General features: G+C 63.4%; 12 protein-coding genes. 9 read left to right on the top strand and 3 right to left on the bottom strand.

The window, feature by feature from the left end:
• The first annotated feature begins 78 nt into the window (after window positions 1-78).
• Window positions 79-1,917, top strand: coding sequence for a peptidyl-prolyl cis-trans isomerase (locus tag F3W81_RS02945; RefSeq protein WP_193082183.1), 1,839 nt, complete (start codon window positions 79-81; stop codon window positions 1,915-1,917).
• Window positions 1,918-1,996: 79 nt separating this feature from the next.
• Here F3W81_RS02945 and F3W81_RS02940 read toward each other — a convergent pair whose 3' ends face one another.
• Window positions 1,997-3,598 (bottom strand): divergent polysaccharide deacetylase family protein, encoded by a 1,602-nt coding sequence (locus tag F3W81_RS02940; protein ID WP_193082182.1) that lies wholly within the window; start codon window positions 3,596-3,598, stop codon window positions 1,997-1,999.
• Window positions 3,599-3,896: 298 nt separating this feature from the next.
• Between F3W81_RS02940 and trpD the strand changes: the two genes are divergently transcribed.
• The 6 genes from trpD (at window position 3,897) to lexA (ending at window position 8,846) form a co-directional block, all read left to right on the top strand.
• Window positions 3,897-4,916: an anthranilate phosphoribosyltransferase gene (gene trpD, locus F3W81_RS02935; RefSeq protein WP_193082181.1), complete on the top strand. Its 1,020-nt coding sequence runs from the start codon at window positions 3,897-3,899 to the stop codon at window positions 4,914-4,916.
• A complete protein-coding gene (locus F3W81_RS02930; protein WP_193082180.1) occupies window positions 4,913-5,575 on the top strand; it encodes a uracil-DNA glycosylase in 663 nt (220 codons plus the stop codon). The genes trpD and F3W81_RS02930 overlap by 4 nt, the downstream gene beginning before the upstream one ends.
• The gene (gene trpC / locus F3W81_RS02925) at window positions 5,572-6,384 is read left to right on the top strand and encodes an indole-3-glycerol phosphate synthase TrpC (protein WP_193082179.1); all 813 of its coding nucleotides are present in this window, start codon (window positions 5,572-5,574) and stop codon (window positions 6,382-6,384) included. Before F3W81_RS02930 ends, trpC begins: the two co-directional genes overlap by 4 nt.
• Window positions 6,381-6,857 (top strand): cyclic pyranopterin monophosphate synthase MoaC, encoded by a 477-nt coding sequence (moaC, locus tag F3W81_RS02920; protein WP_193083587.1) that lies wholly within the window; start codon window positions 6,381-6,383, stop codon window positions 6,855-6,857. Before trpC ends, moaC begins: the two co-directional genes overlap by 4 nt.
• Complete coding sequence (locus F3W81_RS02915; RefSeq protein ID WP_193082178.1) at window positions 6,854-8,038, top strand: molybdopterin molybdotransferase MoeA; 1,185 nt, start codon at window positions 6,854-6,856, stop codon at window positions 8,036-8,038. The genes moaC and F3W81_RS02915 overlap by 4 nt, the downstream gene beginning before the upstream one ends.
• Window positions 8,039-8,141: 103 nt before the next feature.
• A complete protein-coding gene (gene lexA, locus F3W81_RS02910; RefSeq protein ID WP_193082177.1) occupies window positions 8,142-8,846 on the top strand; it encodes a transcriptional repressor LexA in 705 nt (234 codons plus the stop codon).
• Here the strand turns inward: lexA and F3W81_RS02905 are convergent.
• Window positions 8,840-10,960, bottom strand: coding sequence for a ComEC/Rec2 family competence protein (locus F3W81_RS02905; protein WP_193082176.1), 2,121 nt, complete (start codon window positions 10,958-10,960; stop codon window positions 8,840-8,842). The two genes, lexA and F3W81_RS02905, sit on opposite strands and share 7 nt — an antisense overlap.
• 147 nt (window positions 10,961-11,107) lie before the next feature.
• Between F3W81_RS02905 and gltX the strand changes: the two genes are divergently transcribed.
• Together gltX and gltA are read left to right on the top strand one after the other, a co-directional pair.
• A complete protein-coding gene (gene gltX, locus F3W81_RS02900) occupies window positions 11,108-12,514 on the top strand; it encodes a glutamate--tRNA ligase (protein WP_193082175.1) in 1,407 nt (468 codons plus the stop codon).
• A gap of 78 nt (window positions 12,515-12,592) precedes the next feature.
• Entirely contained in the window at window positions 12,593-13,888 is a 1,296-nt protein-coding gene (gene gltA / locus F3W81_RS02895; protein WP_193082174.1) for a citrate synthase, read from the top strand.
• Between the two features lie 144 nt (window positions 13,889-14,032).
• Here the strand turns inward: gltA and F3W81_RS02890 are convergent, their stop codons facing one another.
• Window positions 14,033-14,809 carry an enoyl-CoA hydratase-related protein gene (locus F3W81_RS02890; RefSeq protein WP_193082173.1) on the bottom strand — a complete coding sequence of 259 codons (777 nt, stop codon included), beginning with the start codon at window positions 14,807-14,809 and terminating at the stop codon, window positions 14,033-14,035.
• Between the last annotated feature and the right edge of the window lie 51 nt (window positions 14,810-14,860).

The following is a 14,860-nucleotide window of genomic DNA, read 5'->3' as shown; positions in this document are numbered from 1 at the left end:
CCCGGAGGAACGTGGCGCATGGCATGAGCGTTGCCTGCCAACCCTCTGGCGCGCAACGGAAATAGCGGAGGACGCCGTATGGCGATGAAGAAATCCAACACGCTGGTCTGGGGCCTTCTCGTGCTCCTGGTCCTGGGCCTTGGTGGGTTTGGCGCGACCAATTTCACCGGCAACGTGACCAATATCGGCGAGGTTGGCGGCAAGCCGATCCGCATCAACACCTATACGCGCGCCGTGCAGGACCAGATTGCGAACCTACAGCAGCAGCTGGGTCAGCCGATCACTTTCGCCCAGGCGCAGGCTTTCGGCATCACCAATTCGGTGGTCGCCAGCCTCGTCAACGACCGCGCTCTTGATGCCGAAGCGGACCGCATCGGCCTGTCGATCGGCGACGCCGAGCTGCGCGATCAGATCGTGAAAATTCAGGCTTTCCAAGATGCTACGGGCAAATTCTCACGCGATACATACAAATTCGCTCTGGACCGCGCCGGGATCAGCGAAGCCGATTTTGAAGCCGACATGCGCTCGGATTCTGCGCGCTCCATGCTACAGGCGGCCGTGATCGCCGCCACCCGGATGCCCGCCGCCTATTCAGACACGATGGCCAACTACGTCGCGGAAGAGCGCGCCGTGACCTATGCCACGCTGGCCCCCGACAGTCTCGACGCCCCCGTGCCCGCGCCGACGGACGACCAGTTGCAGACCTTCTACGATGCCCATGTCGCGGACTACTCCGCGCCCGAGAAAAAGCGCATCACCTACGTAGAACTGTCGCCAGAGATGGTGATGGATCAGGTCAAGATCGATGATGCCGCCATCCGTGCGCAGTACGACGCGCGCCTCGACGAGTTCGAACAGCCTGAGCGTCGCCTTGTCGAACGTCTTGTTTTTCCTGACGAAGATGCGGCCAAAGCGGCCAAGGCCAAGCTCGATGCGGGCGAGACGGACTTTGACAGTCTGGTCACCGATCGCGGTCTGGCCTTGTCGGACATCGACCTTGGCGACCTTGGCAAGGACGAACTTGGCGCCGCGGGCGATGCCGTGTTTGCCGCACAGCAGGGTGATGTTGTCGGCCCGCTCGACAGCAACCTCGGCCCGGCCCTGTTCCGCGTCAACGGTGTTCTGCAAGCCAGCAGCACCGACTATGAAGAGGCCGCCGCGACGATCCGCACCGATCTTGCCGCCGATGCCGCGCGCCGCCTTGTCGCGCAGCAGATGGAGCCGGTCGAAGATCTGCTCGCAGGCGGAGCGACACTGGAAGACGTCGCCAAAGAGACGCCGATGCAGCTCGGCACCATCGACTGGGCGCAGGGCATGAGCGACGGCATCGCAGGCTATGCGGATTTTGCCAAGGCTGCCGCCGCGCTGACCGCCGACGACTATCCCACCGTGGCCGAACTGGACGACGGCGGCATCTTCGCCATGCGTCTGGAGGAGGTGATCCCCGCCGCGCCGATCCCGTTGGCCGAAACCCGTGACAAGGTGGCCGAAGACTGGACCACAGCCGAGACCGAAGCCCGCCTGCGCGCTCGCGCTGAGGCGCTTGTGGCTGAGCTGAAAGATGGCAAAACGCTGGAAGATCTTGGCCTTACGCTGAAGTCCGAAGGTTCGGTCAGCCGCAATGGATCGGTGCTTGGCACGCCGCAGGGTTTCAACCAGACGGTCTTTGGCATGAAGCAGGGCGATGTCCAGATCACCGATGGCATCGACTCCGTGCTGATCCTGCGTCTGGATCAGATCATCCCGCCTGCCGAGGACAATGCCCAGACCACCGAACTGCGCAAGTCGCTGTCGGATCAGGTCTCAAGCTCGCTGGCTCAGGATATCTATCAGGCTTACAGCGCCGATGTCCGCGCCCGTACCGACGTGCGGATCAATCAGGAATCCCTGAACGCCGTCAACGCACAGATGCAGTAAGGCGACATCGCCTCAGACAAACGAAAGGCCGCCCCTGTGGGCGGCCTTTTTCTTTAATGACAAGGGCTTATCGCATCCCTCACGGCTGCGAAGATTGCGCTTTCAGCACCACAGAGACGGGCACCAGCTGCACCTGACTGGCTCGATCCGCGAGGCCCCAGACCAGCAACGCCGACACGGTCTCAGGCCGCAGTCGCCCGACCATGACGACGCCATGCTCATCCGCGGCCCGGACCGCCGCAGCATCGAGGAAGCGTCCGATTCCCGCCGCATCCTCGCCTCCAGCGTCAAAGTCCCGGAACAGGGTTGCGGCCGGGACACCTGCCCGCGCCGCCAGCTTGCGGGTGGTGTCGCCCGCCTCAGGGTAGAACAGGACGCCGTGGCCCGTTTCGCTCAGCGCGCCGGCCAAAGCCTCCGCCTCTGCACGGCCTTGTTGCAGGGCACCGGGACGGGCCTCCATGACGGCGACAACCTCGGGCAGTTGGGCGAACCACTCCGCAGTCTCGGCAGAGATATCGCGGGCCGCGTAATGCGCCGGCAACCCGGCCAGAGCCAGCACCTCGAACCCGGCGGCGCGATACCGCGCCATGGCGACAACGGCATCAGGGCGCGTCACATCGACGGCAAAGCTCACCGGGTAGGGAAAATCGCGCAGAGCACTGGTGCCGAGCCCCGCCCCTGTGCCCGCATCGATCAGCACGATCGACATGCGCGGACGCGGATCACTGGCGTCAAAGGGCATCGCGAAGGCATCGATCGCGGCAACTTTGGGGCCCATGTCGCGCTCCCCTTCAGGGATCTCGGCGGAAGTCACCGTCAGCGCCGGAGCGGAGGGTCTGGGTGCGGACATCGCCAGATCTTCGCTTGGGGCAGCCTCAGGAGTCATCTCGGGGCGCGGCGCGGCAGGCGTTTGCGGACTGCGCGCCGCCGTCGTTCCGGGCAAGCTGGGCAGGCCCGAGGGGTCTTCGGGCGGCACCGGCAGCGCACCGGGCGTGGCCAATGCGATCTCCGGGGCCTGGTTCACTGCGTCGAGGTCACCCGCGGGAAAACCGGCGGTCGGCTCGGGCTGTTGAACCGGGGTCTGCCGCGTCGCGTCGACCGAAGGCATGGAAGGGCGGTTCGTCAGATCCGGCCCTCCTTCCTGACGCGGCGCCACAAGCGGCTGGATCAGCGGGTTGGCCAGAACGGGACTAACCTCCTCAAGCGCCAGACCGGGGCCTGCCTCTGAGCCGATTTGGGGCAGAGGCGGAAACCGCGAGTCAACGCCGGTGGCATCCGGCAAACCGGGATTGCGGGTGGTGTCCGGGGTGAAGGCAAAGGCTTCGGGCGCGGCCCCCTCCGGCCGCATGACACTGCTGACCTGAGGCTGATCCCCCCCGACAACCGGCAGACGCACCGGCCCATCCGAGCGCCCACGGTTGAACTGCGATCCGGCCGGCACATCGGCCAGACCGGTGCGGGGCGCCTGCGCCTGTTGCTGCGCTTGTGAGAGGTCAGGCGTGCGGGCCTGTGGCGCTGTCTCAAGACCAGAGGGCGCGGCACGCGTTGTCTGATCTGATCCCGCCTCTGGGCTGGCGCCCGGCGCCGCAACTGGCAATGGCAGGCTCAGTGACGTTGTCGCCAAGCCGAGCCCAGCCAGCCCCACACCCCAGATCACCCCTGCGAAAAATCCGCGTCCCACGTCCGCCCCTTCAACTGTTACAACACCTTAGGCTGCTGGCCTTGCCAGCCGCTTACCCCATCTTCGCATCATCACGCCAGCGCGTCACCCCCGACAGCCGCGTCAGATGCGCGGAAAGTGCCCTTGACGCTGCCCTGCAAGCGCGGGATCTATGGCGCGCACCCCACCCCTCCTGCGGCCGACCTGCCGATCGGCGGAGCAACGCCGCACAGGCAAGGGGGCACAGCGCCGGACCCGGCCCATTCCCGGGGCTTCGGCAGACCGATACCGCCCTCGTGATGAGGGAGAGGAGATGCCCATGTCCGACGCCATCAAGCCGCTGATCGCCGCCGCCGCCGAACGCCCTCTGACCCGTGACGAGGCCGCGCGCGCCTTCGCGATCCTGTTTGAGGGAGAAGCGACCCCGAGCCAGATCGGTGGCTTTCTGATGGCGCTGAGGACACGCGGCGAAACGGTGGATGAATATGCCGCCGCCGCGCAGGTCATGCGCTCGAAATGCCATGTGGTCAGGGCTCCCGAGGGCGCGATCGACATCGTTGGCACTGGCGGCGACGGCAAGGGCACGCTGAACATCTCGACCGCGACGGCCTTTGTTGTGGCGGGCGCGGGGGTGCCTGTTGCCAAGCACGGCAACCGCAACCTCAGCTCCAAATCCGGCTCTGCAGATGCGCTGAGCCAGATGGGCGTCAACGTCATGGTCGGGGTCGAGGTGGTCGAGCGCGCGCTGCGCGAGGCCGGTATCGCCTTCATGATGGCCCCTATGCACCACCCCGCCATGGCCCATGTCGGCCCGACACGGGTTGAGCTGGGCACCCGCACCATTTTCAACATCCTTGGCCCGCTGACCAATCCGGCGGGCGTCAAACGACAGCTGACCGGTGCGTTCAACCGCGACGTGATCCGCCCGATGGCCGAGACCCTTCGAGCGCTCGGGTCTGAAAAAGCCTGGCTGGTGCACGGCTCGGACGGCACGGACGAGCTGACGATCACCGGCATCAGCTGGATCTCGGCGCTGGAAGAAGATGGCAGCATCCGCGACTTTGAACTGCACCCGGAAGAGGCCGGTCTGCCTGTGCATCCCTTTGAGGCGATCATCGGCGGCACACCAAAGGAAAACGGCGCTGCTTTCCGGGCGCTGTTGAACGGCGCCGCCTCGGCCTATCGCGACGCGGTTTTGCTGAACTCCGCCGCCGCTCTGGTCGTTGCCGGGCGCACGACGGACCTGAAAGAGGCCGCTGGGATCGCTGCCGAAAGCATCGACAGTGGTGCCGCTCTGAAAAGCATCGAAACCCTCGCCCGCATTACATCGCAAGCATGAGTGCAGGTATTCCCGCCGACTGGGCCCATCTGCCGTTCTTTTCCCAGGACTATCCGCGCATTGCCGCCGCCCTTGCCGCAGAGACCCGTCAGATCCTGCCCCCCGCCGCGCAGCGCTTTGCCGCGCTGGATCTGACGCCGCCTGAGGCCGTGCGCGTCGTCATCCTTGGTCAGGATCCCTATCCGACCCCCGGCCACGCCCATGGTCTGGCGTTTTCAGCTGAGCCGGAGGTCCGCCCACTTCCGCGCTCCCTTTCCAATATCTACAAGGAGATGCAGGCCGATCTTGGAGCCTGCCCCCCCAATGCCGATCTGCGGTTTCTGGCGCGACAGGGGGTTCTGCTGCTGAACACCGCGCTCTCGGTGCCGGCGGGCGCGGCAAACGCCCATGCCAAGCTCGGCTGGCGCGACCTGACCCGACAGGTCCTTGAAACGCTGAACGATCGCCCGCGCGCCTATCTGCTCTGGGGCAAGCCCGCGCAGGCCTATGCGCCGCTGATTACCGCGCCAGATGCGCTGATCCTGAGCAGCCCGCACCCCTCGCCGCTATCGGCACACCGGGGTTTTTTCGGCACGCGACCATTTTCAACTGTCAATAACTGGCTTACAGGAAAAGGCGAAAACGCAATCAACTGGACCAACCCGGGAGCCCCCTCATGAGCGAAACCGTTCTGGACCGCATCAAGGCGTACAAGCTGCAAGAGATTGAGGCCGACAAGCTGGCCAAACCTCAGGACGTTCTTGAGGGCGAGGCCCGCAGTGCAGACCCCGTGCGCGGTTTTGCTGCCGCTCTGCACGAGGCCTCGCGTGAGGGGTATGGGCTGATTGCCGAAATCAAGAAAGCTTCCCCCTCCAAGGGTTTGATTCGCCCTGACTTTGATCCCGAAGCCATCGCCGTAGCCTATGAGGCCGGCGGGGCGGCTTGCCTCTCGGTGCTGACCGACACGCCGTCGTTTCAGGGGGCAAAGGACTTTCTCACTCAGGCGCGCGCCGCCTGCTCGCTGCCGGTCCTGCGCAAGGATTTCATGTACGACCCCTATCAGGTCGTCGAAGCCCGCGCCCTGAACGCCGATGCCATCCTGATCATCATGGCCTCGGTCAGTGACGCACAGGCGCAAGAGCTTGAGCAGACCGCGCTGGACTGGGACATGGACGTGCTGATCGAGGTGCATGACGAAGCCGAACTTGAGCGCGCCAGTGCCCTCAAAAGCCCGCTCATCGGCATCAACAACCGTGATCTGCGCAGCTTTGAAACCTCGCTCGACACCTCGCGGCGGCTGGCGCGACTTGTGCCCGAGGATCGCACGATCGTCGCCGAGAGCGGACTGGACGGTGCCGATGATCTGGCCGAGCTGGCCCGTTTCGGTGCGCGTTGCTTCCTGATCGGCGAAAGCCTGATGCGTCAGGACGATGTCGAGGCCGCAACCCGCGCCCTGCTCAGCCGGTCGCAGACCACGGGCATGATCTGATGGCACTGACCCATTTCGACGGCAAGGGCGATGCGCATATGGTGGATGTCTCGGACAAACCCACCACAGCGCGCATGGCTGTGGCGACTGGCTGGGTCAGGATGCTGCCAGAAACCCTGGCGATGATCACCGAAGGCACTGCCAAGAAGGGCGATGTCGCAGGCGTCGCGCGGCTGGCCGGGATCATGGGGGCCAAGAAAACCTCTGAGCTGATTCCGCTTTGTCACCCCCTGCCGATCACCAAGGCCGCCGTCGAGATCACGGCCGACCCCGAGCTGCCGGGTCTGCGGATTGAAGCGACGATCAAGACCGGCGGGCAGACGGGTGTCGAGATGGAGGCGCTGACGGCGGTGTCGACTGCTGCACTGACGATCTACGACATGGTCAAGGCGGCCGATAAGGCGATGGAGATCGGCGGCATCCGTCTTTTGCTAAAAGAGGGCGGCAAATCAGGCCGTTATCAGGCGGAATGATTACGGTCTCAGAGGCGCTTTCGGCGCTATTCTCCCTGACAAAAACGTTGCCGGCCGAAACCGTGCCGCTGCGCGCAGCCGCGGGGCGCGTCCTCGCGGAAACCGTCACTGCCGGGCGCGATCAGCCCCCCTTTGATGGGTCAGCCATGGACGGCTATGCGGTGAACGGCAGCGATGCACAGCCCGGCGCACAGTTCCGCGTCACGGGCGAATCTGCGGCGGGCCACCGCTTTGACGGCACCGCAGGACCCGGCGAGGCGATCCGCATCTTCACCGGCGCGCCGATGCCAAAAGGCACCAACCGCGTCGTGATTCAAGAAGACGTACGCCGAGACGGCAACATGATCACCCTTGGCGACAGGCTGGATCGCGGTGACAACGTGCGCCCGGCGGGTGCCGATTTCCGCCGTGGTGACAAGATGCAGGCGCCGCGCCTTCTCTCTCCCTCGGATCTGGCATTACTGGCGTCGATGAATATCGCGCAGGTGCGTGTTGCCCGTCGCCCCGAAGTGGCTCTGATCGCCACCGGAGATGAGCTGGTCCTGCCGGGAGAAACACCCGGCCCTGATCAGATCATCGCCTCCAATACCTTTGCACTCGAAGCGCTGTTTCGCAGCCTCGGTGCGCGCACCCGTATGTTGCCGATCGCGCGCGATACCCGCGCCAGTCTGCGTGCCGCCTTCACGATGGCACAGGGGGCTGATCTGGTGATCACAATCGGCGGCGCTTCGGTTGGCGATCACGATCTTGTGGGCACCGTGGCCGAAGAACTCGGCGTGCAACGGAGTTTCTACAAAGTCGCCATGCGCCCCGGCAAACCGCTCATGGCAGGGCAAATGAGTGCTGAGACGGGCAGCGCGATGATGATCGGCCTGCCGGGAAATCCTGTCTCCGCCATTGTGTGTGGGCACGTTTTCGTCGCGCCCGTGCTGCGCGCGATGCAGGGACTGCCCGCCTGTGCTGCAAAGCTCTATGCCGCCGCGCTGTCCCAACCGCTGGCCGCGAATGGCCCCCGAGAACATTATCTGCGTGGGCGCATCACACCTGAGGGGATCTTTGCCGCCGACCGTCAGGACAGTTCGCTGCTGTCGGTTCTGTCAGATGCGGACGCCCTTATCCTGCGCGCCCCGAACGCCCCGGCAGCCGTCGCTGGCGAGACGGTTCACTACATTCCGATCTGATTTTTTTGCGTTTGACGAATAAACCTTTGCTCTCAACGCGTTGACACAAAAAGGGAACATGTATAGAACGACGTGCAACCGTTAAAAATCAGGAGCACCCGTAATGCTGACAAAGAAACAGCTGGATCTACTTGTATTCATTCACAATCGTATGCAGCGCGACAGCGTACCGCCGTCGTTTGACGAAATGAAAGATGCATTGGATTTGCGGTCGAAATCCGGCATCCACCGCCTGATCACGGCACTTGAGGAACGCGGTTTCATCCGGCGCCTTGCGCATCGGGCCCGCGCGATCGAAATCGTCAAGCTACCGGACAATATGACCGCTGGTTCTTCAGCTGCTGTCTTTACGCCGAACTTCGCCGAAAGTGGCGGCAAGTCTGGCGCACGGCGCGAGCCCGGTCAGGGCATCGAAGTGATTCATGCAATGGAGCTGCCCGTGATGGGCCGGATAGCAGCCGGTGTGCCAATTGCCGCGATCAGCGACGTCTCGTATCACATTGCCGTGCCGGGCAGCATGCTGTCGCGTGGCGGAGATCACTACGCACTCGAAGTGAACGGCGATTCGATGGTCGAAGCCGGGATCAATGATGGCGATGTGGTGATTATCCGCGAAACCGCGTCGGCTGATAACGGCGATATCGTCGTGGCTCTGGTCGAAGAGAAAGAGGCGACACTGAAAAAGCTGTTCCGTCGCGATGGCACCGTCGAACTTGTCGCCGCCAACCCGGCCTATCCGACACGCGTGCTACCTGCAGACAAGGTGCGTGTTCAGGGCCGTCTTGTGGGTCTGATCCGCAGCTACTGAGACGCGTCGGTCTGATCCATCACCTGAGAAGATGATCGCGCCAGAGCCAGTGTGTCCGGATCGGACCTGCTTGGCTCTGGCAGCTTGAACAGCCGCATCAGGTCCTGCAAGCGCATCTCAAGTGAGTCGTGGATCTCTGGCTGGGTCCAGAAGCGTTTTCCCCTTACCTCTTGCGCGGTGACAACCCGCACTGCCGTGCCGTCGCGCCATAGCGCCACGGCACCACTGCGCCGCAGGCTGTCGGGGTCGTAAATCCTGCAGCCTGTGGCCATCGGGGCCTGTTTCGCGGCGACGTTGAGCACAAGAATACCGCCCGGCGCACAAGGGCCAGCCTGCGCCGCCGCCCGCAGGCCTGTGAAGTGCCGCACCTCTAGCCCGTCAATAAGGGGCCAGCGCTGTGCGGCCAACTCCTGCGTTGCGGGATCGCCGTCATTCTCCAGCCAGATGCTGGCAACAAAGCTCTGCGCCTTGTCCCGACTCAGCGCACGGCCCTGCTCTGTCATGACACCCACAAGGCCGCCAGACTCCGCGATCACCACCAGCGGGCGCTGAACCTGCACCCAGAGCACCATGGCCAGCATGACGGGCAGCACGCCAAACCAGCGGCCGCGTCCCGACCACAGCGCCATAACCAAAGCCCCCAGCGTCAGCATCGGCAGTACAACGGAGGGTGGCGAGGGCACCATGCTGCGCGCGCCGTCAAGCCCCGCGACCCAGTGGGCAACCCAGAGGATCCACTTCAAGCCCAGCCCCATCACCCAGAGTGGCAGTGCCTCCAGCGAAAGAGGCATCGCCAGAACAGCAACCACCGCAGAAGGGATGACCAGCACGCCCATCACCGGCACAGACAGCAAGTTTGCCAGCAATCCGTAGTGCGCCAGCTGGTTGAACTGAGCCGCTGCGACTGGTGCGGTGGCAGCGCCTGCGACAGCTGACGAGAGGATCACTGCAGCGATATGCCCCCACCAACCGGTCAGCCGCCACTGCCTGTCGCGCATCACTCCGAAAACGACGATCAGGGCCAGAGTCGCTGCGAACGACATCTGAAACCCCGGTGAGAGCAACGCCTCGGGGCGCAGAAGCAACACCAGAACCGCGGCCAGAGCCACCGCGCGCAGACTGATCGCGCGCCGCTGCGCCATCACCGCAACCAGCGCGACGGCCACCATGACAAAGGCGCGCTCCGTCGCGATACTCCCGCCGGAGAGCATGAGATATCCTGTTGCCGCCATCAGCGCCGCCATCGCGGCAATGATCTTGACCGGCCAGAACAGGCTGGCGTGCCGCGACAGGCTCAACCCAGTGCGAATGGCGGCAAAGACGAACCCCGTCAGCAACCCCATGTGCAGCCCGGAGATCGCCAGAAGGTGCGCCAGATTCGACACGCGAAGATCGCGCAATGTCTCCTGCCCCATCCCCGAGCGATCGCCTGCCGTGACGGCGGCTGCAAAGGCCCCCGCCTCGCCCGGCAAGCCGCTCTGGAATCGGGCGGAGAGCGCCATGCTCCAGCGAAAAATGCGCAAATCTGCGGGCTCAGGCCGCTCCAGCGCCATCAGTGGCACCTGCGCGTATCCCACCGCTCCCAAACGCTGAAACCAGGCATGGCGCTGAAAATCAAATCCGCCGGGCTCGACGGGGCCACCCGGCGGCGACAGATGCGCAGTGGTCATGACCACCATGCCCGGCAAAGGGTCTGTCCCGGTGGGTCCGTGCAGCGATATCCGCACACGCGCCGGAGTCTTTTCCGGCGCAAGCCGATCCAGATGCACGCGATCCAACGTCAGGCGCACCGCGTCCGAGGCCGAGCGGTCGATTTCGACAACCCGCCCTTCCACTGGCCCATAATAGCGCCACCCCAGAACAGGGGCGCCGACGCTCTGAGCGCGCGCACCCGCAAGGCCCCCCCCCGCCAAGGCCAGAGCGAGCGCCAACAGAAGCGGCTGCACCACGGCAGAGGTACGCAAAGCCAGACCCGCGCAGATCATCGCAAGCAGCAAAGCTGAGCCCAAGATCCACAGAGCCGGTTCGACCTTGAGGGCAAAGTAGCCCCCGATCCCGATACCCATGAACACCGGAACCCAATGAAACAACTGCCCCCGCTGCGCCAGCATCATACCCGCCGCGCCTGAACCTGCCTTGCGGAAAAGCTCAGCCAACCTGACGTCGCCGATCCGCTGCACTTGTCACCCCTCCGGACCGCCGATAGACAATGTGCAACGCTACAAGGCGCATAGTTAAACAACCGTTAGGATACCCTGCCCGTGACTGAACAGGTCGTCACCCGTTTCGCTCCCTCTCCCACCGGATTTCTGCACATCGGTGGCGCGCGCACTGCGCTGTTCAACTGGCTGTTTGCCCGTGGTCACGGCGGTAAATTCCTGCTGCGGATCGAAGATACCGATCGCGCCCGCTCCACCCCCGAAGCCACTCAGGCGATCATCGACGGTCTGGCCTGGCTCGGTCTGGACCACGACGGAGAGATCGTCAGCCAGTTTGACCGCGCCGACCGTCACCGCGCCGTGGCACTCGAGATGCTGGAAAAGGGCCGCGCCTTCAAATGCTTCTCGACGCAGGATGAAATCCAGGCCTTCCGCGATGCCGCCAAGGCCGAGGGCCGCTCGACCCTGTTCGTCAGCCCGTGGCGCGATGCAGATCCGTCGACCTTCCCCGACCTGCCTTTCGTCATTCGTCTGAAAACGCCCGAGACCGGCAAGACCGTGATCCATGACAAGGTGCAGGGCGACGTCAGAATCGGCAACGATCAGCTCGACGATATGGTGCTGCTGCGCTCGGACGGCACACCGGTCTATATGCTGGCGGTGGTGGTCGACGACCACGACATGGGCGTGACCCATGTGATCCGCGGCGATGACCACCTCAACAACGCGGCCCGCCAGATGGGGATTTACGAGGCGATGGGATGGGACCTGCCCGTTTACGCCCACATTCCGCTGATTCACGGCGGCGACGGCAAGAAGCTGTCGAAACGTCACGGCGCGCTCGGCGTCGAGGAATATCGCGACATGGGCTATCCTGCGGCTGGGATGCGCAACTACCTTGCGCGGCTCGGCTGGAGCCATGGCGACGACGAATTCTTCACCGATGCTCAGGCGCAGGAATGGTTCAGTTTCGACGGCATGGGCAAGAGCCCGTCGCGGTTCGACTTCAAAAAACTGGCAAGCATTTCCGGCCAGCACATCGCGGCTGCTGAAAATGCTGCACTGCTGCATGATTTGCTCGACTTCATGGCAGTGACCGGCCAGCCGACCCCCTCGGACACAAAAATTTCACTTCTGAGCCAGGCCATGCCCCTGCTGCAGGAGCGTGCCAAGACCTACATCGAACTCATTGAAAAAGCAGAGTTTATCCTGGCCGACCGGCCAATTGCCCCCGACGAAAAGGCGGCAAAATTCCTCGATGCGGTATCCCTTGGTATACTGAGTGAATTGACGCCGCATCTGCAAAATGCTAGCTGGGACCGTCAAGCTCTGGAGGGTGAATTGAACGCTTTCGCCGAAGCGCGGGAGATGAAATTCGGTCAACTGGCCGGGCCTCTCCGCGCCGCGCTGGCGGGACGCAGCGCCACCCCCAGTGTATTTGACATGATGTTTCTCCTGGGCCGCGAGGAAACACTTCTTCGCCTTCAGGACGTCAAGGGGACAGCTTAACCTATCGTTGAGACTGGCCATGAGAAATAGGGGCGCCGGATTGGACTGGCGCGGGATAAAGAGGAAGGGAAATAGTAAATGTCTGATACGAACAAAAAGGCAACTCTAACCGTCGGGGATAAGACCTTCGAATTCCCGGTTCTTTCGCCCTCCGCCGGTCCCGACGTGATCGACATCCGTAAGCTTTACGGCACGACCGGCATGTTCACCTACGATCCAAGCTTCACGTCGACGGCCGCCTGCGACTCGACCATCACCTATATCGATGGCGAAGAAGGCATCCTGCTGCACCGCGGCTATCCGATCGACCAGCTGGCGTCGAAATCGCATTTCCTCGAAGTTTGCTACCTGCTGCTCTACGGCGAGCTGCCCAATGGCGCGGACCTTGAGAAATTCGAATCCATCGTGACCAACCACACGATGGTACACGAACAGATGCACCGCTTTTTCACCGGCTACCGTCGCGATGCACACCCGATGGCAATCATGGTCGGTACAGTCGGCGCCATGTCGGCCTTCTACCACGACTCCACCGACATCAATGATCCGCATCAGCGCGAGGTCGCCTCGATCCGCCTGATCGCCAAGATGCCGACGATCGCCGCGATGGCCTACAAGTATACCATCGGTCAGCCCTTCGTGTATCCGCGCAATGACCTAGACTATGCGTCGAACTTCCTGCGCATGTGTTTTGCCGTCCCGGCCGAGGAATATCAGGTCAACCCGATCTTGGCCCGCGCCATGGACCGGATTTTCACGCTGCACGCCGACCACGAACAGAACGCCTCGACCTCGACGGTGCGTCTGGCCTCGTCTTCGGGCGCCAACCCCTTCGCCTGTATCGCAGCGGGCATCGCCTGCCTCTGGGGTCCGGCACATGGCGGCGCAAACCAGGCCTGCCTGGAAATGCTGCGTGAAATCGGCACCGTTGACCGGATCCCCGAATTCATTGCCCGCGCCAAGGACAAGAACGATCCGTTCCGCCTGATGGGCTTCGGCCACCGCGTCTACAAGAACTTCGACCCCCGCGCGACCGTGATGAAGGAATCCGCGGACGAGGTCCTCGACCTGCTCGGGATCGAGGATAACCCCACTCTGCAAGTCGCTAAGGAACTGGAACGTCAGGCTCTCGCGGACCCCTACTTCACCGAGAAGAAGCTGTTCCCGAACGTCGATTTCTACTCCGGCATCATTCTTGAGGCGATGGGTTTCCCCACGTCCATGTTCACCCCGATCTTCGCGCTGTCGCGCACCATCGGCTGGATTTCGCAGTGGAAAGAGATGATCGAGGATCCGACCATGCGTATCGGTCGCCCACGTCAGCTCTACACCGGCGCCACAATGCGCGACTACGTGGATGTCGAAAACCGCTGAGCGGACCGACCCGACACACAAAAAAGGGCGGTGCCATATGCACCGCCCTTTTTTATTGCACATCAAGCCCGCCAGCCGCGCCTCCCCGTCATCTTGCCCGAAATACTTCGGGGGACGTCGCGACGCGACGGGGGGCAGCGCCCCCTACCGCCCTTCGAATTTTGGCGCACGCTTCTCCAGAAACGACATCACGCCTTCCTTGAAGTCGCGTGAGTTGCCGCAAATCCCCTGAGCCTTGCCCTCTGCCGCCAACTGCTCTTCCAAGGTGCGGTCCCAGTTGCCCCGGATCACCTGCTTGATCTGCTGATAGGCCAGCGTCGGCCCCGTCGCCAGATGCGCGGCACGCCCCCGCCAGACTTCGGCAAAGCTCTCATCCGGCACCGCTTCCCAGATCATCCCCCAGTCATCGGCTTGCGTCGCGCTGATCTTGTCGGCAAACAAGGCAGCCCCCATGGCCTTCGCAGTGCCCATGCTGCGCGGCATCCAGTAGGTGCCCCCGGCATCCGGGATCAGCCCGATGCGCGAAAACGCCTGCAGAAAATAGGCGCTCTGCGTCGCGATCACCACATCAGCGCAGAGCGCGAGGTTCGCCCCCGCGCCTGCCGCAGCACCGTTGACAGCACTGATCGTAGGGATCGGGCATTCCACAATGGCCCGCAGCATAGGCAGATATTCATCGCGCAGCGACCGCTCCAGATCCGGGTTCGCAACGCTGGACCGGTCCGACAGATCCTGACCAGAGCAAAATGCCCGCCCCTCGGCCGTGAGCACCAGCACACGCGCCTTGTCCGCGACTGATCTTGCGGCATCGGTGATCTCGGCCCGCATCTGGCTGTTGAGTGCGTTCATCACCTCCGGCCGGTTCAGTTTCAGAACGGCAATGTCGTCAGTGATATCGAGCGTAATGGTCTGATAAGTCACAGTGTGGCTCCTCCCTCATGAACTTTGCCAGAGAGAACCAGAAGTCAGCCA

It is taken from the genome of Pseudooceanicola spongiae (assembly GCF_014899185.1).
GTDB classification, from domain to species: Bacteria; Pseudomonadota; Alphaproteobacteria; order Rhodobacterales; family Rhodobacteraceae; genus Pseudooceanicola; species Pseudooceanicola spongiae.
Note: the sequence above shows the minus strand (reverse complement) of the source record. Positions and strands in the feature narration are given on the sequence as shown.